Here is a 22,904-nt window from a genome sequence, read left to right on the forward strand (position 1 = left end):
AGACTTTATATGATTCCGCACGTTTCACGTTTACTCGAACTTTGGCGTATTGCAGCGCACTATAGACTCGATACGTTGTTCCCTGCGGATGAATTACCAGTTAAAGCTCAGCATGCATTAAATATTATTAAAATGCACCCTGCTGCATGGTCGAGTCGTGAACGTAAAAATCCTTTAAAGCTCAAAGAAGCTTTAGAAGATATGGGACCACTTGCAATCAAGCTTGGTCAATTACTGTCTACTCGTCGTGACTTGATCCCACCTGAGGTGCTCGCTCAGCTGGTTTTACTTCAAGATCAAGTAAAACCTTTTGATGGAGATGTTGCTAAACAACGTATTCAAGATTCGTTAAAAGCTGACGTTAATACATTATTTGCTCGCTTTGATGATCAGCCATTAGCTGCCGCATCAATTGCCCAAGTGCATACTGCTGCATTGCATGATGGTCGCGAAGTCGTTGTTAAAGTCACTCGCCCTGACATTCGCAATCAAATTTTACAAGACTTTGAGATTTTGGCATGGCTAGGCAACACACTAGAAAGCCGCCTTGAAGCTGCCCGTGCGTTGCATCTCACCGAAATTATTCAAGACTACCGCCAGATCATTTTAAATGAACTGGACTTGAGTATTGAGGCAGATAACACACGTCGTATGCGCCATTACTTTACTGGCTCAACCATGATGTATGTGCCAGAAGTCTACATGGACACCAAAGATGTCATGGTGGCAGAGCGCATTACAGGTGTTCCTATTTCAGATACGACAACCTTTGACCGTTTAGGCATGGACCGCGCACAACTTGCAGAAAAAGGGTTAACCATTTTCTTTACCCAAGTATTCCGCGATAACTTTTTCCATGCCGACATGCATCCCGGTAATGTCTTTGTAGAAACCATCAACCCAAGCAATCCACGCTTTATTGCACTAGACTGTGCGATTATGGGTGAGCTTTCTAAGCACGACCAGATGACGGTTGCCCGCATGTTGCTTGCTGTGATGAACAGCAACTTTATGCAGCTTATTCAAATTGTGCATCAAGCTGGCTGGATTCCACCAGGTACAGATCAAGACGCGTTAGCACGTGAAATGCGCCGTACTGTTGGGCCAATGGTATCTAAACCAATGGATCAACTTGATTTTGCAGGTATCTTGATTCAAGTAATGGATATTGCCCGTCGCTTCCATCTTGAGATACCACCGCAGCTTATGCTGCTACTCAAAACTTTAGTGCATGTAGAAGGCCTAGGTACTGATCTTTATCCGCAGCTCGACATCTGGAAATTGGCAAAACCAATTTTGACGGAATGGGTCAAATCTAATATGAACCCAGTCAAAAATGTAAAAGAGCTCGGTCAGCAATTACCTGACCTGCTTTTAGGCGCTCAAGATTTCCCAAGCTTAATTATTGATAGCTTAAATGGTTTAAAAAATCAGTCGGCTTGGCAAGACCGTCAGTTACGCGAAATTCAGCAACTTCGTTTGCAAATGGAACACCAACAACGCCGCAGTTGGATGTTCGGTAGTAGCATGCTGATTTTACTGACTATTGCGATTATTAGTCCTTGGTTTGTTTCGATTATTCTAATTGTGCTGAGTAGCTTATTAGCACTTTGGCGCATATTGAAATAAGTTCAAAATCCCTTGCCAGTGCAAGGGATTTTTTTATGAGAAAAATTCAATATTTTAAAAAATTTATAGATCAACTATTCGTTCATTGCTAAATTGAAGCTATAAATGCTTCAAAAGAACAAACAATGAAAACACCTCATTTTGCCATTATCGGTGCCGGCACTGCAGGTTTAGCCACTGCGATTTTACTCGCCCGCCAAGGCAATAACGTTACTATTTTTGAACAAGTTGATGAGTTATCTCCGGTAGGTGCTGGTTTATTACTACAACCTGCGGGCTTAGCTGTATTTGAACATTTAGGTGTGCTCGATAAAGCGCTGCCATTAGGTGCAAGAGTCACAGGTCTAGAAGGACAACTTCCGGACAAGCGCCTTTTAGTTAACAGTCACTATCACGAAGCATCAGCAAACCTCTATGGTCTAGGTATACACCGAGCCACTTTATGTCATGTGCTCACTCAAAAGCTTAGTGAATATTCAAGCCAAATTACTTGGCGTATGAACCACTCTGTTGAAAGCTTCGAAGAACATAACAATGAAGTTCAGCTATTCGGCATGCATCAAAACCATAAGTTTGATACTTGCTTTGATGGCCTACTTATTGCCAATGGTGCACGTAGCCAGTTACGCCCTAAAGCATGGGTAAAGGTTGACCAAGCTTACCCTTGGGGTGCGGCGTGGAGTATCGTCCCTGAATGCCAAGTTCTAGATTCTGAAATTCTGCATCAATTTTATGATCGCTCGAAAATTATGATGGGAATTCTTCCTACAGGAGCCATTCCAACAGAACCTCAACAACGCCTTTCAAGTGTTTTTTGGAGCTTACCTACTCCACAGTTACAAAGCTTTTTACAAGATGAGCAGGCTAAACAAGCTTGGTTAAAGCAAGTCTCAGAACGTTGGCCCAAAGTTGCAGAATGGCTGAAAGAAATTTTGTATAACAGTCAAACTCAGCCCAAATGGTTATCTGCAAACTACCGTGATGTCGTTATGACTCAATTTGGTCAAGGTCGAATTGGGGTAATTGGCGATGCAGCTCATGCAATGAGTCCACAGTTAGGTCAAGGTGCAAATATGGCATTATTGGATGCTTGGGCTTTCTCTCAATCATTACAACATGCTCAAAAGAACCAGAATATTGATTGGTCCCTGCTCTGGCAGCACTACCACCAGCTTCGCCGTTCATCCACCCAGTTTTATCAATTTCTTAGTCGCTTATTAACACCACTTTATCAATCTGATCATTGGTGGGCTGGAGGTTTAAGAGATTTAGTTTTTCCGTGGATGTATCAAATCCCTTATTTTCGAAAAGAAATGGCAATTACAATTTCAGGCTTAAAAACAGGGCCATTCAAGCAACTTGATTATGATCAGGTAGCTCAATTGCCTAAAGAAAACAGTGCATTTCATTTAGAAAGCCAATCTTTGTCTGACTATTAATCCCACCAAATAATAGTGATTAACACATGAAAATCAGCCATCTTGATCATCTTGTTTTAACCGTCTCAAATATTGAAACTACCTGTCATTTCTATCAAACCATATTGGGGTTTGAAGTCATCACGTTTAAAGGTAATAGAAAAGCTCTAAAGTTTGGAAATCAAAAAATAAATTTACACCAGCAAGGCAACGAGTTTGAACCGAAGGCATTACAGCCGACTCCCGGATCTGCCGACTTGTGTTTTATTTCAGACACTCCCATTTCAGAAGTGGTTGCACACCTTAATCAATTAAATATTCAAATTGAAGAAGGTCCTGTTGACCGTACTGGTGCAATGCATCCTATTCTTTCAGTTTATATTCGCGACCCAGATCAAAATTTGATTGAGATTTCAAATATTCTCACGCCTTAGTCATTTGAATAAGATACAGATTGGTAAGTGTTACAAGCTATTCATTACGCTGACAAAGACAAAAAGGACAAAGAATTTTTCCGCAAAGCGACGTTGATGCCGTACACTATACAAGCTATTTTTTAGCATCAGATTGAAATCAATTTATAGTTCATATTTCTTTGGTGATTCCTCATGAATAACACGCAATGGCTCGATGAAGTAAAATTTAACGAACAAGGTCTTATCCCTGCCATTGCTCAACATCATCAAACCGGACGTATTTTGATGGTGGCGTGGATGAACCGTGAATCACTTGCGCTCACAGCAGAAAAAAATCAAGCGGTGTATTTCTCTCGCTCTCGCCAAAAACTTTGGCACAAGGGTGAAGAATCAGGTCATTTCCAAACGGTTTATGAAATTCGTTTAGACTGCGACGGCGATGTAATCATATTACAAGTTGAGCAACACGGCGGTATTGCTTGCCATACAGGTCGCGAGTCTTGTTTCTACCGTAAACTTACCCCACAGGGCTGGGAAATTGTCGATGCACAATTAAAAGACCCTACTGCAATTTATGGTGACAAAGCCAAAACTGAAAGCCACGATCATGCTCACACAATTGAACAAGTTGATGTACTTGCTCACTTAGGGCAATTGATGCAAGAGCGTAAGCAAGCTGAAGCGGATACGTCATATGTTGCAAGCCTTTATAAAAAAGGCATCAATAAAATCTTAGAAAAAGTCGGCGAAGAAAGCGTAGAAACTATTATTGCTGCGAAAGACTACGCTGCTCAAAATACAGAAAGCAATTTAAATGACTTGATTTATGAAACTGCCGATTTGTGGTTCCATAGCATTGTCATGTTGGGTTATTTCGATCTTAATCCACAACTTATTATTGACGAATTAGCTCGTCGTCAGGGTTTATCTGGTTTAGTTGAAAAAGCTAACCGCAACAAGGTTTAAAATCACTCAGTGTCGAATATCGAAAAACCTAAAGCCACCTATGAGCAAGCTATTGCCATAGATAACGGACGTCTTGGGCAATCATTTAAAGTGATTGCCTATGCGGGTACAGGTAAAACTACTACGTTACAAATGATTAGTGATGCCATGCCTGAACGGCGCGGTATGTATCTAGCATTTAACAAAGCCATTGCTGGTGAAGCACAAAACAAATTTCATCGTAATGTAGACTGCCGGACTTTTCACTCACTCGCGTTTCGCAGTGTGCCACGAGGTGTGACTGATAAATTACGCTTACCTCGCTTAAGTCCAAGCTTTATCGCAAAAGAATATCGACTAGAACCGATTACCTTACGGCGCATGATGGGTGGACGTTATGAAAAATACGTCTTGATGCCAAGTCGCCTAGCGAGCCTTGTCGCCAATGCTGTCAGCTATTTCTGTTCAACCAGTTCTCAATATCCAGCGCCTCGACATATTCAGGCGCCAAACTGGTTACATCCAGACGATATTACTGCACTTCAAACCCATCTTTACCCTGCTGTAGAGCGCCGTTGGTTAGAGTCCATCGACCCAAATCATCAGGCAGGAATTGGTCACGATATTTATCTCAAACTTTGGGCTTTGTCTGAACCTAACATCCCAGCCGATTATGTCTTATTTGATGAAGCACAAGATGCCGACCCTTTAATGCTGGGTATTTTACTTCGCCAAAAAAGTACGCAGGTCATCTATGTAGGTGATGCACATCAGCAAATCTATGCGTGGCGTGGTGCAATTAATGCAATGCAGCAATTGCCCTTACCAGAGTCTCGCCTCACCACTTCTTTTCGTTTTGGTGAAACGATTGCGGATGTTGCCAATGCATTGCTGGGCGGATTAAATGAAACTGTTCCTCTGCTTGGTAATCCAAACCAGAAATCAAGTGTAGTTAATAAACCGCATACCAAAATGCGTGATGCGATTTTGTGCCGTACCAATGCTCGGGCTATGGAACTTTTATTAGCTGGTTTAGTTCACGGCGATAAAGTGAGTTTGCAAGCTGACCATCAAAAGCTAAACCGCTTTGTAGATGCTGCAAGCCTCTTAAAGCAAGGAAAACGGGTTACTGATGTACCTGAATTAGCATGGTTTAATTCATGGCATGATGTCCATGAATACTGTGAAACTAATGAAGGTAGTGATATTAAGCCATTAGTAAAACTGGTCGATGATCACGGCACAGACCCACTAAAAAAAGCACTTGCAAAGATTACACCACTTGAGCAAGCTGACTATGTCATCTCTACAGCCCATAAAGCGAAAGGGCTAGAATGGAACCGCGTTCATATTGAGGATGACTATCAATTTAAAATTAATGGGTTAGAACACAAGATTACCGATGAAGAATTAAGACTACTGTACGTTGCCTGTACTCGTGCTAAAGTAAGTCTAAATATCCATCATCTTTATGATCTGATACAACAATTAAAACTAAGGGCGCCTTTAAGTCTTCGTCAGTCGGTTGGTTGAAGCGCTCATATTTAGGTGAGCCTATGAAACTTGAATCTGTCCAATTTAAACATATTGCTCTGTTTCACGACCTTAAAATACACTTTCACTATGAAAAACAGCCAATCACCTTAATTTTAGGTGAACAGGCAACTGGTAAAAGTATGTTGCTCAAACATACTTACCATGCTTTAACTTGGTTCCCTGCTCGCCTTAAAGATTTGCGTAGTCCCGGTATTGTGATGCCTGATCAAGACATTACTCAGTCACGCCTACAATCAAAAATTGAAGTGACCATTCAAGTTCCTTCAGAAATTGGTCATCTACCAGAAAGTACCTCTGCTCAGCAGCTAGACTCTTCACTATGTAGCTGGAAACTTTTTAAAACCTTAAATGCAAGTGGGATTGGAGTGAGCCAAGTTGAAACTCAGCAACTTGACCAAACCATGGCTCTTTATCAACAAGTCATAAAAAAAGATCCATTACAGGGGCTTCCCTTAATCGCTTACTACCCAGCCGAGCGATTTGTAAATGATATTAATCTGCTTAATAAAAATTTACCCGGCATTACTCAAGCCATTTCAGCCTATGACATTAGTCCACTACCGTTTACAACTTTTACACGCTTTTTTGAATGGTTACGAGAAATCAGTGATATCGAAAATGCTCAAGCTGCATATCTAGTACAACGGATTAGATCGAAACAATCAGATCAGCAAGATCAAACAGAATTATTAAATGAGCTTCAAAAAGAGTTATCAGGGCAACCTAAACAGCTTACCTCACCCAATCTATATGCCCTCAAGAATGCATTGAATATAGTTTTGCCTGAGCTTAAAGATCTATATCTACAATATCAGCCTCGACTGCAACTTATGGTCGACTATGAAGATCAAACCTTACCTTTTCAGCAACTTTCAAATACAACAAAAACTTGGATTGCTTTAGTAGGCGATATAGCCCGCCGACTCTGTTTACTTAATCCTTTAAGCCTAAACCCTTGCCTTGAGGGGGATGGCATTTTACTCATTGACCAAATTGATGCACAGCTCGACTCAACGCATTGCTCCGAGATCTTAAATCGGCTTCATCAAGCATTCCCACGCCTACAAATTATTGCAACAGGAAGTCGTGAAGAGCTACTTGAACATGCCTCGACCTATCAATGTTTAAAATTAGAGTCTGGTAAAATTAGCCATCTTGACCTAAATACGACCAAGCAACAGCTTGAACATATCTATACTTTACTTCAAAGAAGCGAACCTTTAACACCATCTATAGAAGCACAGCCTCTGAGTTTAATAGACCCAACACCAGCACAGATTGAGGTTTTATTTCAGCAGATTCAGGGTTTAACTGAACAACAAAAAAATGAATTATTAAGGATGATTCATGCGGGAGACACACCAGAAGAAAGCCCTTCGGTTTGAGTTTTATAATCAAAAAACCACACTCACAAAATATATGGTGGAGTACGTTTTTTTAGGCACTAAAATAACTAGATGTTGTTACTACATGTAATAACATCAGATTTTCAATGCTTTTTTAGTGTACAATAAATTTCATTTTGCGTTTTTATTCTTCAAGTTGCGCAATACAACTTGTTTCTCGCTTTATTTTCTAATTTGGTTGGGTTTTCGGAATAATAAGCTTTGGAACTCTCTTTGAATTCCTATCTATTCTGAAATTAAAATTTCACCTTTAGGTTTCGACCTAAATCACATATGGATACGAGTGTGCTACCGATAATTATCTTATTACCGTTAATATTAGGCACCACCCTTGTTTCATTGCTTCAACGGTTCTCGCGTGGAGTAACGGCTTTAGGGGCAATTGGAGTCAGTTTAACCAGTTTTGGTTTATTACTGACTCAAGCTAAAACTGTGCTTGGTGGTGCAAGCATTCAACAAAGCTGGGATTGGTTACCTCAATTAGGGATTAATCCGAGCTTCAGGCTCGATGCTCTAGGTTTATTATTTTCTCTTCTCATTACCGGTATCGGTACACTCATTTATATATACGCCTATTATTATTTAGGCCCTAAAAATTCATTAAGTAAACTCTATACTTTACTCATGCTGTTTATGGCAGCAATGCTGGGTATTTCTCTCTCTAATAATCTTATTATTTTATTAGTCTTTTGGGAGCTCACCAGTATTTCATCTTTCTTGTTAGTGGGTTATTGGAGTCATTATGAAGCTGCTCAACGTGGCTCTCGGATGGCACTCACCATTACAGGAATGGGCGGTTTAGCAATGCTAGGTGGATTTGTTCTATTGGGGCAAATCACTGGAACCTATCAAATTAGCGAAATCATGGGCATGAAAGATGCGATCCAAGCCCACGCTCTTTTTATTCCAATGTTATTGCTTATTTTGCTTGGCGCATTTACAAAGAGTGCTCAGTTCCCATTTCATTTTTGGTTACCTAACGCAATGGCGGCACCCACACCAGTGTCTGCTTACCTGCACTCTGCGACCATGGTAAAAGCCGGGATTTTTCTACTTGCCCGCTTACTTCCAATCTTTATAGGCGCTGCGATCTATCACAATATCGTTACGTTTGTCGGCCTATTTACACTCTGTATGGCAGCGTGTTTTGCTATTTTCAAAGAAGATTTAAAAGGACTGTTAGCCTATTCAACCATTAGTCATTTAGGGCTTATTGTTTGTTTACTCGGTATCGGTTCTCCTTTAGCAGTTGCCGCTGCTATTTTCCATATTATTAATCATGCAACATTTAAAGCAGCGCTGTTTATGCTTGCAGGGATTATTGATCATGAAACCGGCACACGTGATCTTCGAAAACTCAGTGGTATTTGGCAATTACTTCCTTTCACTGCCACACTCACCATGATTACCGCTGCCTCTATGGCAGGTGTACCACTTACCAACGGCTTTATTTCTAAAGAAATGTTCTTTACCGAGCTATTGGCGAATCTTTCAGGCTCAACGGTTATCCTTGCCAGTATTATTGCCACTCTGGCTGGTATCTTCGCAGTAAGTTATTCAATTCGCTTAGTGCATGGTGTGTTCTTTGACGGCCCAATTGGTAAACAAGTGCCAAATAAAGATGCACATGAACCACCACTCGGGATGCGTGCTCCAGCCATTCTTCTTGCTGTGCTCTGTATCTTGGTCGGCGTTCTGCCTTCGTTATTGGTAGAACCACTGGTCAATAGCGTAACTAGAGCAAGCTTAATGCAACCAGAATTTGAGGGTACACACCTTGCAATTTGGCATGGATTCAACGCTCCTCTTGTGATGAGTATTATTGCTTTAGTGGGCGGTACGCTGTTCTACTTTGCCTTAGCAAAAGACGGCATGATTCGTAAAATTGACCTTGACCCACGTCTAGGCAGATTACAAGGCCGCATCTTATTTGATTTATTTTTAAAACATCTGCTGCTTACAAGCCGAAAAATCAAACAAAAAACTGAAAATGGTTCATTGCAAAGTTATTTGTTCTGGATCATTGCTTTTAGCGTCATCATGGTCACTATGCCTTTACTCAATCAAGAGCTGAGTACAGGTACACGCGAACTCACCCATGCTCCATGGATTGCTGTAGTTCTTTGGCTGACGTTATTCTCAGGCTGTTGGATGATGCTCTGGTTCCATCATGAGCGTATTAAAGCAGTGCTTATTAGTGGTGCAATTGGTCTAGTGGTAACGATGGTCTTCGTCACCATGTCAGCACCAGATTTAGCGCTGACTCAAATTACAGTAGACGTGGTAACGACTGTTCTTTTATTAATGAGCTTATCGTTACTTCCACAGCTCACACCGTATGAATCTCGTCGTTCTAGACGTTTGAGAGATGCCGCCTTAGCAATTATTGGAGGTTTAGGAATTGGCTGGATTACTTGGCTCATTTTAACCCGTGATCATAATTCAATTTCTTGGTTCTTTGCCCAACAGTCTTTACCACTTGGGGGTGGCTCAAATATTGTAAATGTCATTTTAGTTGACTTCCGTGGCTTCGATACCTTCGGTGAAATTACGGTATTAGGAATCGCTGCGATTGGTGCACTATGTTTAATGGATGGTATGCGTGTACATGGCACCACCATGACGCAAGGTCTCACCTATCGTTTCAATCCATCTCCGCTTATGTTCCGTATTACGGCCTCTTGGGTACTACCTCTAGCGCTTGTCGTCAGTGTTTATATCTTTTTGCGAGGACATAACTATCCAGGCGGTGGCTTCATTGCAGGTCTAATCACCTCAATGGCGCTAATCATTCAATATATTGCACTAGGTCAAGATCAAGCAGAACAGCTGTTAAAAGCGAAGTCTGGCCGCCTTTACGAAGTCTGGATTGGAACAGGATTAATGATTGCAGGTCTGACTGGTATAGCAGCATGGTTCTGGTTACGTCCGTTCCTCACGAGTGCTCATGTCTATGTTGAATTACCAATTCTAGGAAAACTACATCTAGCTTCAGCTGCAAGTTTTGACTTGGGTGTTTATATCACCGTTGTAGGCGCGACAATGTTGCTCATCTCTGTATTAGGCGACTCTCGTCATTCGAGTATGTCCGGTCCTGTACCACATCGGGAGGAATCATCATGATCAGTTTAGAATTCTTACTGGCTTCTGCTATTGGTTTACTTGTTGCCACAGGTATTTATCTGATTTTACGTGCTCGTACTTTCCCTGTTGTGCTCGGATTGGCTGTAATCGGTTATGCAGTAAACTTATTTTTATTTGCTATGGGTCGATTACAAATCAGCTCACCAGCAATTTTAACTGAAACCACAAAAATAACCGATCCACTCCCTCAAGCGTTGGTGTTAACCGCCATCGTGATCGGTTTTGCAACTACAGCGTTTATTGTACAACTTGCGCTACGTAGCCGTTATGAATCAGGTAGTGATCATGTTGATGCTAAAGAAGATGCTTCCCCAACATACGACCCACGTGAGGATGAGCCGTGATGTTTGATTTTTTATCTTTTTGGCAACAACACACGCCTATTTTTAGCATTCTCATCCCAGCATTTACTGCTTTTATCTTATTACTGTTAGGTAACCCTGGGGCAGGTGCTTTAAAAGATGACTGGCGTCAGCCTTGGCGTCGTGGCATTAGTCTCGTCTCAGCAATTGCCGGATTAATTACCGCTATTGTTTATCTTAGTTACGCCAGTACGGGTCAAATTACTGTTTACCAATTAAGTGAATGGTCAGCGCCATTTGGTATTGTGCTTGTACTCGATCGCCTTTCAGCTTTTATGCTGACACTAACTTACGCATTAGCAGTACCAGTTTTATGGTATGCAAGTGATAACTGGGATACCCGTGGTCGCTATTTCCATGCCATGGTACATTTTCTATTAATGGGGATCTGTGGAGCATTTCTAACAGGCGACTTATTTAACCTTTTCGTCTTTTTTGAAATCCTGTTGATGGCTTCGTATGTGTTGCTCTTACATGGACAAGGCAAACCTCGTTTTCAGCTTGGCGTTCACTATGTCATTATCAATCTTTTAGCCTCTGCCCTATTCTTAATTGGGCTTGGTATGATTTATGGCAGTGTGGGTAGCCTCAACATGGCGGATGTCTCACGTCTTATACCAACACTTGAAGCAGATCAACACAAATTAGCAGTCGCTGGTTCCTTACTTCTCTTTGTTGTTTTCGGTATTAAAGCAGCAATGCTTCCTGTCGGTTTTTGGCTACCAAAAACCTATGCCGTTGCAAGTACGCCTGTAGCTGCAATTTTCACTATTATGACTAAAGTCGGGATCTATTCTATTTTACGTGTAAATGGAACAGTATTTGACGATGCGCTTAGTCAAGAAATCTTAAAAAGCTGGTTATTGCCTATTGGCTTAATTACGTCTCTTTATGGGGTGATTGCAGCAATTGGAGCAGATCGTTTACGTCGATTTGTCGGCTTTATGGTCCTTTCTTCAATTGGTACCTTGCTTACAGCAATTGCCATGTCTAATACGCAGGCATGGTCTGGTGCTTTATATTACTTAGTGCACAGTACATTGATTGGTGCAGCTTTTTATCTATTTTGTGGATGGATCACTTCACAACGTGGAGATTTTAAAGATCATTTAAAAGTTGCCCCAAGAATCAAACAAGAAAAAGCGGCTATGCTGACTTACTTCTTGATTGCCATGATGCTTGCAGGTTTGCCACCTTTTAGTGGTTTTCTTGGAAAAGTATTCATTTTACAAGCGACAGTTGAAGCTAGCTATCAAGGCTGGATTATTGGTGTTGTGCTTGTTGTGAGCCTATTAAGTATTATTGCACTCACACGTGTTGGTTTTATCTTATTCTGGCGCGCATCCCCTCCAGAAGAAGATCCAATCCATCCAGCTTATATTCTTTATCGTGCTTTGCCGGAACGCGCACCACCACGTACCGATCAAGTTATCTATCTATTACTGGCTGGTTTAATCGCTTATGTTGTCTTTGCTGCACCAATTCAGCATTACACATTAAGCACCGCACAACAGATTCAGGACCATGCACTTTACCAACACTCTATTCTTAAAGTAGATCAAAACGGTGAAGTCATCAGTGTGCAACCATATGATCCAGCTTACTTACCAGAAACCAAGTACGGCGGTGAAGTTGAAGATCATAATGCTTATCTTGTTCCAGATATTATTTCGAAAGATACGTTCAATGGCGAACATATTTCTGAATATAAACAACGACAAATTCAGCAACAGGACAAACTCCAAACGCCTACCATTGTTGATGAAAGTCAATTGAAACCTATGGAGCCATAACAATGCAGTTAACTCATTTGCTTGAACGCTGGTTTCCACATCCATTTGTTTCGGTTCTCATCATTTTATTTTGGTTGATGCTGGCGCATAGTCTTGATGCGAGTGATCTTTTGACTGCGATGCTTTTGGGCTTAATCATCCCTCGTTTAGTCAAACCGTTTATTACCCGCACACCGCATATTCACTGGAAACCTGCAGTAAAACTATGTTTTGTGGTTCTTTGGGATATTATTATTTCTAACTTTAAGGTCGCAAAACTTGTTTTGGGGCCTACTAAAAAATTACACCCTAAATGGTATCGCGTACCTTTAGAGACAGAACATGAGCAGGTCAACACCTTACTGGCAATGATCATTACCACAACACCAGGTACGGTTTCTGCAGGTATCGATCAGGAACGTGGGGATATTCTGGTTCATGCGTTGAGCACAGATAATACCGAATCTGATATTCAAGACATCAAACAACGTTATGAAATTCCTCTTATGGAAATTTTTGATGTGAAAAGTAAAACGGAGGCAAGTGCATGACAATCCTACCCTATGCTCTAGGTATTAGCTTGATTGCCATTACAATCTCGATGCTACTTTGCCTTTTCAGACTAGTTATGGGGCCTTCAATTGTAGACCGCCTTTTAGCGCTCGATACACTTTTTCTCAATGCAACTTGCCTCATTGTTGTGTTAGGCATTTATTGGATGACGACTTCTCTATTCGAAGGAGCACTGCTGGTTGCGATGCTAGGTTTCGTATCTACAGCCGCCTTAGCACGTTACTTCACAACTGGTCATGTTATCGATTAAGGAGAGGTCAAAATGCAATTTACAATGGAAATTATTGTTTCGGTCTTTCTGGTTTTTGGTGCTTTCTTCATGTTAGTTGGCTCAATCGGTATGGTCCGTTTACCCGACTTATTCATGCGCTTACATGCACCAACTAAGTCGAGTACGCTCGGCTTAGGAAGCTTTCTGATCGCTTCCATGATCTTTTTTGCTTTCCAAGGTCGTTTCGGTTTTGCCGAATTACTTATTACTCTTTTAGCTTTTATTACCGCACCAGTTTCAGCCAATTTGATTGCTCAAGCTGCGCTACATTTACGTTTACGCTCACTGAGTGGTGAAGTACCTGAAGCCATTGAACGTCCTCTACCTTGGGACCGTTACAAAATTGGTCAACGCTTTTCACAAAACAAACCGCCAATGGAACCCCCTAAAGAATAAAAAATTGAGCCAATAAAAAAGCCACCCGAAGGTGGCTTTTTTATTTTTTGAGTTTTAATTACTCTTGGTCATCTGACTTACGTTCTGGTAAATCTTGTACCGCTTTTTCGATTAGACCAAACATATAGTTACCATATGCATTCGTCTTATCGTAATGGAAACGTAAACGAGGCGTAATACGAGTCTTAATGCGACGGCTCAATTCATGACGCAAGAAACCAGAAGCTTTATTTAATACATCTAAAGTTTCTTTATTTGCTGCTTCACTTTGCTCATCGCCGAGTTCACGTCCCATAACAGTGACATAAACTTCAGCATAACCCATATCCGCACTGACTTTCACCGCAGAGATGGTCACTAGACCACCTAAGCGAGGATCTTTAAGCTCTTGACGGATCAGCTCAGACAACTCACGTTGTACTGAATCCGCCATGCGCTTTAAGCGTTGGCTACCCGCCATTAAAGACTCCGTTTAATCAATTGAACATCATACACTTCGATCTTATCTTGTGGTTTGATGTCTTTATAACCTTTCACCGCAAGGCCACATTCCATACCAGCACGAACTTCATCAACAACGTCTTTATAACGACGAAGAGATTCAAGCTCACCTTGGAAAATTACAACATCATCACGTAATACGCGAATCGGTTTATTACGATGTAATGTGCCTTCAAGTACCATACAGCCTGCTGCTGCGCCAAACTTACTTGAGTGGAATACTTCGCGTACTTCCGCAACACCCAAGATTGTTTCACGATGTTCAGGAGCAAGTTTACCGCTCATGGCATCTTTCACATCATCAATTAATTCATAGATGATGCTGTAGTAACGAATATCAATACCATCTTGGTCACTTCGTTGACGAGCAGTCGTATCGGCACGAACGTTAAAGCCTAACAATACAGCCTCTGAAGATTCAGCAAGAATTACATCAGACTCAGTAATCGCACCAACACCTGAGCTAATTACACGAACTTTTACTTCGTCAGTAGATAATTCATGTAGAGCAGCATTCAATGCTTCTAAAGTACCACGTACGTCTGTTTTCAAAACAACGTTCACTGTAGGAACATCTTTTTTGCCCATTGACGACATGATATTTTCAAGGCGCATAGCACTTTGACGATCAATACGTTTTTGACGCTCACGGTCAGCACGAGCATCGGCAACTTCACGCGCTTTCTTCTCGTCATTTACAACAAGAACTTCATCACCTGCCATTGGAGCATCTGGAAGACCCAGAATTTCTACTGGAATAGATGGTCCTGCTGATTTAATCGGCTTACCGTTTTCATCAGACATTGCACGGACACGACCATAAGATGAACCTGCAAGAACAAGGTCACCAATGTTTAATGTACCGTTTTGAACAAGAATTGAAGTTACTGCACCACGGCCTTTATCTACACGTGCTTCAATAACAACACCTTGCGCAGCACCTTCAGCAGATGCTTTTAATTCCATCAATTCTGATTGGATAAGAATTAAATCAAGGAGTTCATCAATACCTTGTCCGCTGTGTGCAGAAACTTTAGCAATCGGAACATCACCACCCCATTCTTCTGGAACGATTTGTTTCGTTGTTAATTCATTTAACACACGGTCTGGATCAGCAGATTCTTTATCCATTTTGTTGATTGCAACAATAATTGGAGTACCTGCTGCACGAGCATGGTCAATTGCTTCTGCAGTTTGTGGCATTACACCATCATCTGCAGCAACAACTAATACAACGATATCTGTTGCTTTAGCACCACGTGCACGCATTGAAGTAAATGCCGCATGTCCCGGTGTATCAAGGAATGTAATAATTCCTTTGTCTGTTTCAACGTGATATGCACCAATATGCTGGGTAATACCACCTGCTTCCCCAGCCGCCACTTTCGAACGACGGATACGGTCAAGCAATGATGTTTTACCATGGTCAACGTGACCCATAATGGTAACAACTGGCGGACGAGTTGTTTGCTCACCACGAGCTTCTTCAGCTGCTTCAAGCAAGTTATCTTCCGCTTGTGTATCAGAAACTAAAACAGGGTTGTGGCCCATTTCTTCTACAACAAGTGCCGCTGTGTCTTGATCAATAGCTTGATCTTGATTAACCAATTCACCCATTTTCATAAGTGTCTTGATAACTTCACGTACTTTAATCGCCATTTTTTGAGCAAGATCGGCAACAACAATGCTTGAACCGATTTCTACATCATAAACTTGCTTTTTAACTGGCTTTTCAAATCCATGCTTATTCGCTTGGCTTGATTTTAAACCACGTTTGTTATGGTTAACAAAGCTTTGCTCTTCTTGACCACGACGACCACCTTTCTTCCCAGCACGTGGGTTAGTGGTTGCGCCACCGCGTTTAATTTCACGGTCTTCTTGCTTAAATGAATCTTCATAAGCTTGGCCAACTAGACCAGAAGCAAGTGGAGAATCATCAATAACACGAATTGTCGTAGTAGCATCGTCATTTGAATACTTAGACGCCATTTTGCGCATTTGTTCAAGTGTACGTTGCTGAGCTTCTTCAGCTGCTTTACGACGTGCAGCTTCTTCAGTTGCTTTTAACTGAGCTGACTGCTCTTCACGAGCTCGTTTCTGTTCTGGAGTTTCCGCTGGTTTTGGTGCAGGTTTTACTGTACCACCACCACGCTTTTTCACTACAACAGCAGCTTTGGGAGCTGTCTGTGCAGCACTATCTTGTTGATGAGCAGCACGCATCGCATCTAAAGTTGCTTTAGCTTTTTGCTCTGTTTGAAGACGCGCTTTTTGCTCGGCAGTTTCACGCGTTTGCTGTTCTACACGTGCTTTTGCTTCAGCTTCTGCACGTGCTTTAGCTTCAGCTGCAATTTGTTCAGGGTTTGGTTTAGCAAAAACCTGTTTTTTACGTACTTCTACGTTAATTGTTTTTGCTTTACCTGAAGTACTTGCAACTTTAGCGGTACTGGTTGTTTTACGTTTCAACGCAATTTTTCCTGTGTTACCACTTTCTTGACCATGAACTTTTTTCAAATGATTGACCAAAGTATCCTGTTGTTCAGTGGTAATAATGTCGTCTGCTGTACGTTGAGGCAAACCTGCTTCACGAGCCTGTTCTAGGAGCTTCTCAACAGGACGTCCTACACTGAGAGCTAACTCTTTAATCGACTTGTCCGTCATATTTCATCTCCTAGTTAAACCATGATTCGCGAGCTTTCATGATCAATTGACCTGCTTTTTCATGACCAAGTCCTTCAATATCAGAGATATCGTCAGTAGCTTGATCTGCCAAATCGTCGACAGTAATAATACCGCGAGCGGCAAGCGAGTAAGCGATCTCAGAAGTCATGCCTTCCATAGTGAGAAGGTCTGCGCTCGGTTCTTGAATATTTTCTTGCTGTTTCAAAGCATCAGTAAGGGCTGCTTCTTTTGCACGACTTTGCAATAACTCAACCAATTCAGCATCAAGCTCAATTTCGTCAAAAGTTTCAGCAGGAACATAAGCAATCTCTTCTAAAGAAGTGAAGCCCATTTCCACCAATGCCATTGCTAAATCTTCTTCAATATCGAGACGTGATACAAACATATCAAGATATTGCTGAGCTTCATTTTGCTGACGAGCACGATACTCTTCTTCAAGCATCATGTCGAGTTTGTAGCCAGTTAAATCAGAAGCTAAACGAACGTTTTGACCTTGAGAGCCAATCGCACGAGCTAATTGATCGCTGGTTGCAAAAATAATGTCGGCACTTCTTGCATCTTCATCAAGCACGATGCCTGAAACATCAGCCGGTTCTAATGCACTAGCAATGTATTGAGCCGGATCATCAGACCAGACCACTACATCAATACGCTCACCATTTAACTCTTGCTGTACAGCTTGAATACGCGTACCACGCATACCAATACATGCACCTACAGGGTCAATACGATGATCATTTGTTTTCACTGCAATTTTAGCACGAACACCCGGTTGACGTGCCGCTGCTTTAATTTCAATAATTTCTTCAGAAATTTCTGGAATTTCTTTTTTCATTAAAGCAATTAACATTTCAGGCTTAGCGCGTGATAACAATAACTGAGCGCCACGACCTTCACGGTTAACATTATATAAAATAGCGTTTACACGTTGTTTTGGACGAAGAATTTCTTTTGGAATCATCTCTTCGCGTGCAAGATAAGCTTCTGCATTGTCGCCTAAGTCGATAATGAAGCCATCTTTGGTTTGTTTTTTCACTTCACCGTAAATTAACTCACCAACTTTAGACTCGTATGCATCAGCAACTAAAGCACGCTCAGCTTCACGAATTTTTTGTACGATAACTTGTTTTGCAATTTGTGCAGCAATACGACCAAACTCAATAGATTCTACTTCGAGTTCACGCACGTCACCAATTGACCATTTAGCTGGATCAACGTCAGAAATTGCATCTTGGCAAGCTGGCATTTCGTGATCTTCATCTGCCACAACAGTCCATTGACGGAACGTACGGTAATCACCAGTTTTACGATCAATTTCTACACGAAGCTGAGCTTCTTCAGCATGCGTACCTTCGTAAAATCTTTTCTTCGTTGCAGCAACTAGAGCTTGTTCTAAAGCTTCGAAGATCGCTTCACGACTAACACCTTTTTCATTACTAACCGTTTCAACAACGGTAAGAATTTCGCGGCCCATAAGTCACCTACCGATTTCTTATAAAATTTAAATAAATTTAATCTTGATAGATCAAGTTTGCTTTATCGATATTGTTGCTGTCGATCACAAGCACATGCTTCCCATCAACTTCAACCTGAATTTCTTCATTTTCAAGGTCTACTGCGATAAGTTTTGCTTGAAATTTACGACGGTTTTCTACTGCTGCAATTAAACGCAAAGCAATTTGTTGTCCGATGTAGCCTTGTAACTGTTCTAGTTGAAAAAATGGACGGTCCCAACCTGGTGAAGAAACTTCTAATGAATACTCACCTGAGATTGGATCATGAACATCCAACATTGCGCCAACTTGTTGTGTTACACGCACACAATCTTGTACACCAATACCACGGCCTAGTTCTACTTCACCATCTTCATTAATTACAGGCTCAGCATCTTCACTTACCGCTTTATCGATATAAATACGCAATAATGAACGTTTACCTTGTGGGAGAAACTCGATCCCCCAAAGGTCGACACCACATGCTTCCACTGCAGGAACAATTAAGTCATGCAATGCTTGGGATTTATTTGATAATTTCATTTACTCTCGTCATTCTCGTGCGATTCAATCGGTTGTTTTAACCGACACAGACCTACTATAGTGAAGCATGACTATTTGACCAATTGATGTCGACACTACACGATAGCGATACGATAACCAATAAAAAAGGGCGTTAATCGCCCCTATTTTGCACAGAAAACAATAGTCCACTGTGCAAAAAGGCCCACCTGTCTGTGAGCCTCTTTTAAGAAACTTGGTAGCGGGAGCTGGATTTGAACCAACGACCTTCGGGTTATGAGCCCGACGAGCTACCAGACTGCTCCATCCCGCATCAACGTGCAAAAATTATATACAAATATCGAAAAAAGTCAATGTAAACTTATCTAATATTCGCTTGATTAAGTTGCACCTTAATCAAATTGGTAGCGGGAGCTGGATTTGAACCAACGACCTTCGGGTTATGAGCCCGACGAGCTACCAGACTGCTCCATCCCGCATCAAAAAACTGCTTGCACTCAACTTTCTGGTTCAAAGTTGGTGCGGAAGGGGGGACTTGAACCCCCACGCCCGAAGGCACTACCACCTCAAGGTAGCGTGTCTACCAATTCCACCACCACCGCAGCTTGTGGGACGCATTCTAGTCCTTCCCACTGCAAAAGGAAAGCCCTATTTCGAATTATTGACTCGATTTTGGTGCATTTGGTGAAGTTTCAGGCGATGTCGTTTGAACTGGCGCTGTAGTTTGTACAGTTTTCAAACTATATGCATCAGTAGTCTGTTTTTTCGCAAAAACAGCTAGAGTTAAACTCGTCACAAAAAACAACGCTGTTAAGATAGCAGTAAGTCGAGTAAGGAAGTTACCTGAACCTGATGCACCAAATACAGTTGCTGCTCCGCCACCGCCGAAAGAAGCACCGGCATCAGCACCTTTACCGTGTTGCACTAGAATCAAGGCAATCATCAGTACCGCTAAAATAATATGTACGATCAGTACAAAAGAGTGCATACCCTATCCTCGTTATTTACTTTGTGCAAAGGCTTGTACGATTTGATAAAAAGATGCTGCATTTAATGAAGCACCGCCTACCAACGCACCATTAATATCTGGACATGCCGCCAATTCGACCGCATTTTCAGCTTTTACACTACCGCCATATAAAATCGCAATGTCTGAACCCGCTGGGGTAATCTGACTTAAACCTTCACGAATCTTAGCATGCATTGCCTGTGCATCTTGTGGAGAAGCAGTTTTACCTGTCCCAATTGCCCAGATTGGCTCATAGGCAATTACAATTTGCTTTTGCCACTGCTCAGCAGTCACTACAGGAGCAATATCACAGATTTGTTGCAATACAACTTGCTCTGCCAAACCTTGTTCACGTTGTTCAAGGCTTTCACCAACACAATAAATGACAGTCAAGCTCGCATTTAATGCATTTTGGAGTTTAGCTTTCAAAATTTCAACGTTATCGCCAAAAATATCACGGCGCTCAGAATGCCCAACCAGTACAAAATTAATTTGGCTATCTTTTAATAGTTCTGCGCTGACTTCGCCAGTATAAGCACCAGTACCCGCTACACGTGATACATCTTGTGCAACTGTATATACTGTTCTTGCAGCATCTTGCAATTGTGTTTGTACCATTGCAAGCGCAATAGAAACTGGAGCAACCCCTACATGACAGCTTTCATCTGCAATTTGGTTTTGTTGCAATAGTTGTTTAAATTCTTCTATAAGTTGTTTGGCATTGGCACGCATTGGGTTCATTTTCCAGTTGCCAACTACCCAAGGCGTAATCGTCGAACCCGACATACGGCTCACCTTTCATCAAAAATGCAGCACATTCTACACGCATTTATACAAATTTCAGATACTTTTCTTTAACGGCGTTACTCATATCTTTTCTACTAATTGAAAACAGTTATAAAACTTTATTGAGTCTAAAGAATCGTCTCTTAAAAATTAATGAATAAAAACTTCGACTAGTTCAAGCTTTAGCGAGTGGATCAAGACCAGAGCATCATTTTCTCAGGTAGTAATTTTAGATAACAAAAGTATAATTTTTTATATACCAATTATAAACATATGAGCACAGGTAGGCAGATGTCAGTCATACATACATCTCCAAAATTTTCGGGGTTTTTTCGACGATTAGTCGAAGAAAAACATGTGTCGGCAGCGACCATGCAAACAGCATTAGATGCAGCAAAGAGAGCTAAACGGGATACAGTTGCGTACCTGATTGAAGAGGTTAATCTCTCCCCTTCTTTATTAGCTGAAACAATTTCTATTGAATTTGCTGAACCATATTTTGATCTGGATGTTTACGATACAAGCCAAATTCCCAAAGATTTGGTCGATCAGAAACTGGTTTTAAAACATCGGGTCTTACCTCTCATACAAAGAGGACAGATTTTATATGTCGCAACCAGCAACCCGAGTAATATTGAAGCGATTGATGCCATTCGCTTTAATAGTAAGCTCATGGTTGAACCAGTTATTGTCGAGCACCATAAGCTTGAGAAAATTCTGGCGCAGCAATTTACCGAAGAAAGTAGCTTCGAATTTAGTGATGAAGAGTTTGATCTTGATGTAGACCTTGAAGCTCCCCCCTCACAAGAGGATGAGGAAGAAACGCCTCAAGGCGATGAAGCACCTATTGTTAAATATATTAATAAATTACTCATCGATGCAATTCGTATGGGGGCTTCAGACTTACATTTTGAACCCTATGAGAAATCATATCGGGTCCGTTACCGAGTCGATGGTGTGTTGCGTCAGATTGCAAATCCGCCTTTGCAATTGGCTAACCGTTTAGCTTCACGTTTAAAAGTCATGTCTCAAATGGATATTTCCGAAAAGCGGGTACCTCAAGATGGTCGTATCAAGCTTAAGTTATCAAAAACTAAAGCAATCGATTTTCGTGTGAACTCACTTCCAACCTTGTTTGGTGAAAAACTGGTTCTGCGTATTCTCGATCCATCTAGCGCAATGCTCGGAATTGATGCTTTAGGATATGAAGAAGATCAGAAAGCTCTTTTTTTAGAAGCACTCGATAAACCACAAGGTATGCTTTTAATTACTGGTCCTACAGGTTCTGGTAAAACGGTATCTTTATATACAGGCTTAAATATTTTAAATACTGAAAGCTCTAATATTTCCACTGCCGAAGATCCAGTCGAAATCAACCTTGAAGGTATTAATCAGGTTAACGTTAACCCGAAAGTAGGTCTTACTTTTTCGGCCGCACTGAAATCATTTTTACGTCAAGACCCCGACATTATTATGGTCGGTGAGATTCGTGACTTAGAAACGGCTGAAATTGCGATTAAAGCTGCACAAACCGGTCACATGGTCATGTCCACACTGCATACCAATAGTGCCCCAGAAACACTTACTCGCCTACGTAATATGGGTGTTCCATCCTTTAATATCGCAACGTCTGTCAATCTGGTGATTGCTCAACGTTTGGCGCGTCGGTTATGCCCACAGTGTAAAACACCTGCCGACATTCCTAAACAGAGCCTATTAGAAATGGGCTTTACCGACCAAGATTTAACCAATCCCGATTTTCAAGTTTTTCAACCTGTAGGTTGTACTGAGTGTCGTGAAGGCTACAAAGGTCGAGTAGGTATTTATGAGGTGATGAAAGTTACACCTGAAATTTCCAAGATTATTATGGAAGATGGCAATGCTTTAGAAATCGCTGCTGCTTCTGAAAAACTGGGGTTTAATAATCTGCGTCGTTCAGGGTTAAAGAAAGTCATGCAAGGTGTAACTTCCTTACAAGAAGTTAACCGCGTGACCAGTGAATAAAAGACAATTTAAAATAAGGAT

Annotated in this window: 19 protein-coding genes and 3 tRNA genes; 13 read left to right on the plus strand and 9 right to left on the minus strand. The window is 41.4% G+C overall.

Translation table 11 applies throughout. The annotated features are described in order from the left end of the window. The first annotated feature begins 9 nt into the window (after window positions 1-9). The 12 genes from KIP84_RS16825 to KIP84_RS16880 all read left to right on the plus strand — a co-directional run bounded on the left by KIP84_RS16825 (window position 10) and on the right by KIP84_RS16880 (window position 13,889). Window positions 10-1,629, plus strand: coding sequence for an AarF/UbiB family protein (locus tag KIP84_RS16825; protein ID WP_213688951.1), 1,620 nt, complete (start codon window positions 10-12; stop codon window positions 1,627-1,629). 125 nt (window positions 1,630-1,754) lie between these two features. Next, window positions 1,755-3,068: an NAD(P)/FAD-dependent oxidoreductase gene (locus tag KIP84_RS16830; protein WP_213688952.1), complete on the plus strand. Its 1,314-nt coding sequence runs from the start codon at window positions 1,755-1,757 to the stop codon at window positions 3,066-3,068. Between the two features lie 26 nt (window positions 3,069-3,094). After that, the gene (locus tag KIP84_RS16835) at window positions 3,095-3,481 is read left to right on the plus strand and encodes a VOC family protein (protein WP_199984215.1); all 387 of its coding nucleotides are present in this window, start codon (window positions 3,095-3,097) and stop codon (window positions 3,479-3,481) included. A gap of 174 nt (window positions 3,482-3,655) precedes the next feature. Further along, the gene (gene hisIE, locus KIP84_RS16840) at window positions 3,656-4,429 is read left to right on the plus strand and encodes a bifunctional phosphoribosyl-AMP cyclohydrolase/phosphoribosyl-ATP diphosphatase HisIE (protein ID WP_075383401.1); all 774 of its coding nucleotides are present in this window, start codon (window positions 3,656-3,658) and stop codon (window positions 4,427-4,429) included. Window positions 4,430-4,438: 9 nt separating this feature from the next. Next, window positions 4,439-5,941, plus strand: coding sequence for a UvrD-helicase domain-containing protein (locus tag KIP84_RS16845; protein WP_057085063.1), 1,503 nt, complete (start codon window positions 4,439-4,441; stop codon window positions 5,939-5,941). A gap of 23 nt (window positions 5,942-5,964) precedes the next feature. Continuing rightward, window positions 5,965-7,350 (plus strand): AAA family ATPase, encoded by a 1,386-nt coding sequence (locus KIP84_RS16850; protein ID WP_213688953.1) that lies wholly within the window; start codon window positions 5,965-5,967, stop codon window positions 7,348-7,350. Window positions 7,351-7,644: 294 nt separating this feature from the next. Continuing rightward, complete coding sequence (locus KIP84_RS16855; protein WP_213688954.1) at window positions 7,645-10,494, plus strand: monovalent cation/H+ antiporter subunit A; 2,850 nt, start codon at window positions 7,645-7,647, stop codon at window positions 10,492-10,494. Continuing rightward, window positions 10,491-10,859 carry a Na+/H+ antiporter subunit C gene (locus tag KIP84_RS16860; protein ID WP_002115033.1) on the plus strand — a complete coding sequence of 123 codons (369 nt, stop codon included), beginning with the start codon at window positions 10,491-10,493 and terminating at the stop codon, window positions 10,857-10,859. The genes KIP84_RS16855 and KIP84_RS16860 overlap by 4 nt, the downstream gene beginning before the upstream one ends. Further along, window positions 10,859-12,670, plus strand: coding sequence for a monovalent cation/H+ antiporter subunit D (locus KIP84_RS16865; protein WP_213688955.1), 1,812 nt, complete (start codon window positions 10,859-10,861; stop codon window positions 12,668-12,670). The genes KIP84_RS16860 and KIP84_RS16865 overlap by 1 nt, the downstream gene beginning before the upstream one ends. Before the next feature lie 2 nt (window positions 12,671-12,672). After that, a complete protein-coding gene (locus KIP84_RS16870; protein WP_213688956.1) occupies window positions 12,673-13,200 on the plus strand; it encodes a Na+/H+ antiporter subunit E in 528 nt (175 codons plus the stop codon). After that, window positions 13,197-13,472, plus strand: coding sequence for a monovalent cation/H+ antiporter subunit F (locus tag KIP84_RS16875; protein WP_016142368.1), 276 nt, complete (start codon window positions 13,197-13,199; stop codon window positions 13,470-13,472). Before KIP84_RS16870 ends, KIP84_RS16875 begins: the two co-directional genes overlap by 4 nt. 12 nt (window positions 13,473-13,484) lie before the next feature. After that, window positions 13,485-13,889: a Na+/H+ antiporter subunit G gene (locus tag KIP84_RS16880; protein WP_005065884.1), complete on the plus strand. Its 405-nt coding sequence runs from the start codon at window positions 13,485-13,487 to the stop codon at window positions 13,887-13,889. A gap of 58 nt (window positions 13,890-13,947) precedes the next feature. Here the strand turns inward: KIP84_RS16880 and KIP84_RS16885 are convergent, their stop codons facing one another. The 9 genes from KIP84_RS16885 to tpiA form a co-directional block, all read right to left on the minus strand. Continuing rightward, entirely contained in the window at window positions 13,948-14,349 is a 402-nt protein-coding gene (locus KIP84_RS16885) for a ribosome-binding factor A (RefSeq protein WP_002114836.1), read from the minus strand. Beyond that, window positions 14,349-17,048 (minus strand): translation initiation factor IF-2, encoded by a 2,700-nt coding sequence (gene infB / locus KIP84_RS16890; RefSeq protein WP_002114697.1) that lies wholly within the window; start codon window positions 17,046-17,048, stop codon window positions 14,349-14,351. The genes KIP84_RS16885 and infB overlap by 1 nt, the downstream gene beginning before the upstream one ends. A 10-nt stretch (window positions 17,049-17,058) precedes the next feature. After that, a complete protein-coding gene (gene nusA, locus KIP84_RS16895; protein ID WP_002115134.1) occupies window positions 17,059-18,543 on the minus strand; it encodes a transcription termination factor NusA in 1,485 nt (494 codons plus the stop codon). A gap of 37 nt (window positions 18,544-18,580) precedes the next feature. After that, window positions 18,581-19,105, minus strand: coding sequence for a ribosome maturation factor RimP (gene rimP / locus KIP84_RS16900; RefSeq protein ID WP_002114922.1), 525 nt, complete (start codon window positions 19,103-19,105; stop codon window positions 18,581-18,583). 215 nt (window positions 19,106-19,320) lie between these two features. Continuing rightward, window positions 19,321-19,397: transfer RNA gene (locus tag KIP84_RS16905), tRNA-Met, on the minus strand. A gap of 89 nt (window positions 19,398-19,486) precedes the next feature. Further along, window positions 19,487-19,563 (minus strand) — tRNA-Met (locus KIP84_RS16910). A gap of 38 nt (window positions 19,564-19,601) precedes the next feature. Further along, window positions 19,602-19,686, minus strand: a tRNA-Leu gene (locus tag KIP84_RS16915). A gap of 56 nt (window positions 19,687-19,742) precedes the next feature. Beyond that, complete coding sequence (gene secG, locus KIP84_RS16920; RefSeq protein ID WP_002115012.1) at window positions 19,743-20,072, minus strand: preprotein translocase subunit SecG; 330 nt, start codon at window positions 20,070-20,072, stop codon at window positions 19,743-19,745. A 12-nt stretch (window positions 20,073-20,084) separates the two neighbouring features. After that, window positions 20,085-20,879, minus strand: a complete 795-nt coding sequence (tpiA, locus tag KIP84_RS16925) for a triose-phosphate isomerase (protein ID WP_174723111.1) — start codon at window positions 20,877-20,879, stop codon at window positions 20,085-20,087. A 291-nt stretch (window positions 20,880-21,170) separates the two neighbouring features. Here tpiA and pilB point away from each other — a divergent pair, with 291 nt between their 5' ends. Then, a complete protein-coding gene (gene pilB / locus KIP84_RS16930; protein WP_174724348.1) occupies window positions 21,171-22,883 on the plus strand; it encodes a type IV-A pilus assembly ATPase PilB in 1,713 nt (570 codons plus the stop codon). The last annotated feature ends 21 nt before the right edge of the window (window positions 22,884-22,904 follow it).

This window comes from Acinetobacter sp. BHS4 (assembly GCF_018454425.1).
Lineage (GTDB): Bacteria > Pseudomonadota > Gammaproteobacteria > Pseudomonadales > Moraxellaceae > Acinetobacter > Acinetobacter pittii.

Coding starts and splice junctions, on each gene's coding strand:
- KIP84_RS16825 (WP_213688951.1), top strand. CDS start 10: ATGATTCCGCACGTTTCACGTTTACTCGAACTTTGGCGTATTGCAGCG.
- KIP84_RS16830 (WP_213688952.1), top strand. CDS start 1,755: ATGAAAACACCTCATTTTGCCATTATCGGTGCCGGCACTGCAGGTTTA.
- KIP84_RS16835 (WP_199984215.1), top strand. CDS start 3,095: ATGAAAATCAGCCATCTTGATCATCTTGTTTTAACCGTCTCAAATATT.
- hisIE (WP_075383401.1), top strand. CDS start 3,656: ATGAATAACACGCAATGGCTCGATGAAGTAAAATTTAACGAACAAGGT.
- KIP84_RS16850 (WP_213688953.1), top strand. CDS start 5,965: ATGAAACTTGAATCTGTCCAATTTAAACATATTGCTCTGTTTCACGAC.
- KIP84_RS16855 (WP_213688954.1), top strand. CDS start 7,645: ATGGATACGAGTGTGCTACCGATAATTATCTTATTACCGTTAATATTA.
- KIP84_RS16860 (WP_002115033.1), top strand. CDS start 10,491: ATGATCAGTTTAGAATTCTTACTGGCTTCTGCTATTGGTTTACTTGTT.
- KIP84_RS16865 (WP_213688955.1), top strand. CDS start 10,859: ATGTTTGATTTTTTATCTTTTTGGCAACAACACACGCCTATTTTTAGC.
- KIP84_RS16870 (WP_213688956.1), top strand. CDS start 12,673: ATGCAGTTAACTCATTTGCTTGAACGCTGGTTTCCACATCCATTTGTT.
- KIP84_RS16875 (WP_016142368.1), top strand. CDS start 13,197: ATGACAATCCTACCCTATGCTCTAGGTATTAGCTTGATTGCCATTACA.
- KIP84_RS16880 (WP_005065884.1), top strand. CDS start 13,485: ATGCAATTTACAATGGAAATTATTGTTTCGGTCTTTCTGGTTTTTGGT.
- KIP84_RS16885 (WP_002114836.1), bottom strand. CDS start 14,349: ATGGCGGGTAGCCAACGCTTAAAGCGCATGGCGGATTCAGTACAACGT.
- infB (WP_002114697.1), bottom strand. CDS start 17,048: ATGACGGACAAGTCGATTAAAGAGTTAGCTCTCAGTGTAGGACGTCCT.
- nusA (WP_002115134.1), bottom strand. CDS start 18,543: ATGGGCCGCGAAATTCTTACCGTTGTTGAAACGGTTAGTAATGAAAAA.
- rimP (WP_002114922.1), bottom strand. CDS start 19,105: ATGAAATTATCAAATAAATCCCAAGCATTGCATGACTTAATTGTTCCT.
- secG (WP_002115012.1), bottom strand. CDS start 20,072: ATGCACTCTTTTGTACTGATCGTACATATTATTTTAGCGGTACTGATG.
- tpiA (WP_174723111.1), bottom strand. CDS start 20,879: ATGTCGGGTTCGACGATTACGCCTTGGGTAGTTGGCAACTGGAAAATG.
- pilB (WP_174724348.1), top strand. CDS start 21,171: ATGTCAGTCATACATACATCTCCAAAATTTTCGGGGTTTTTTCGACGA.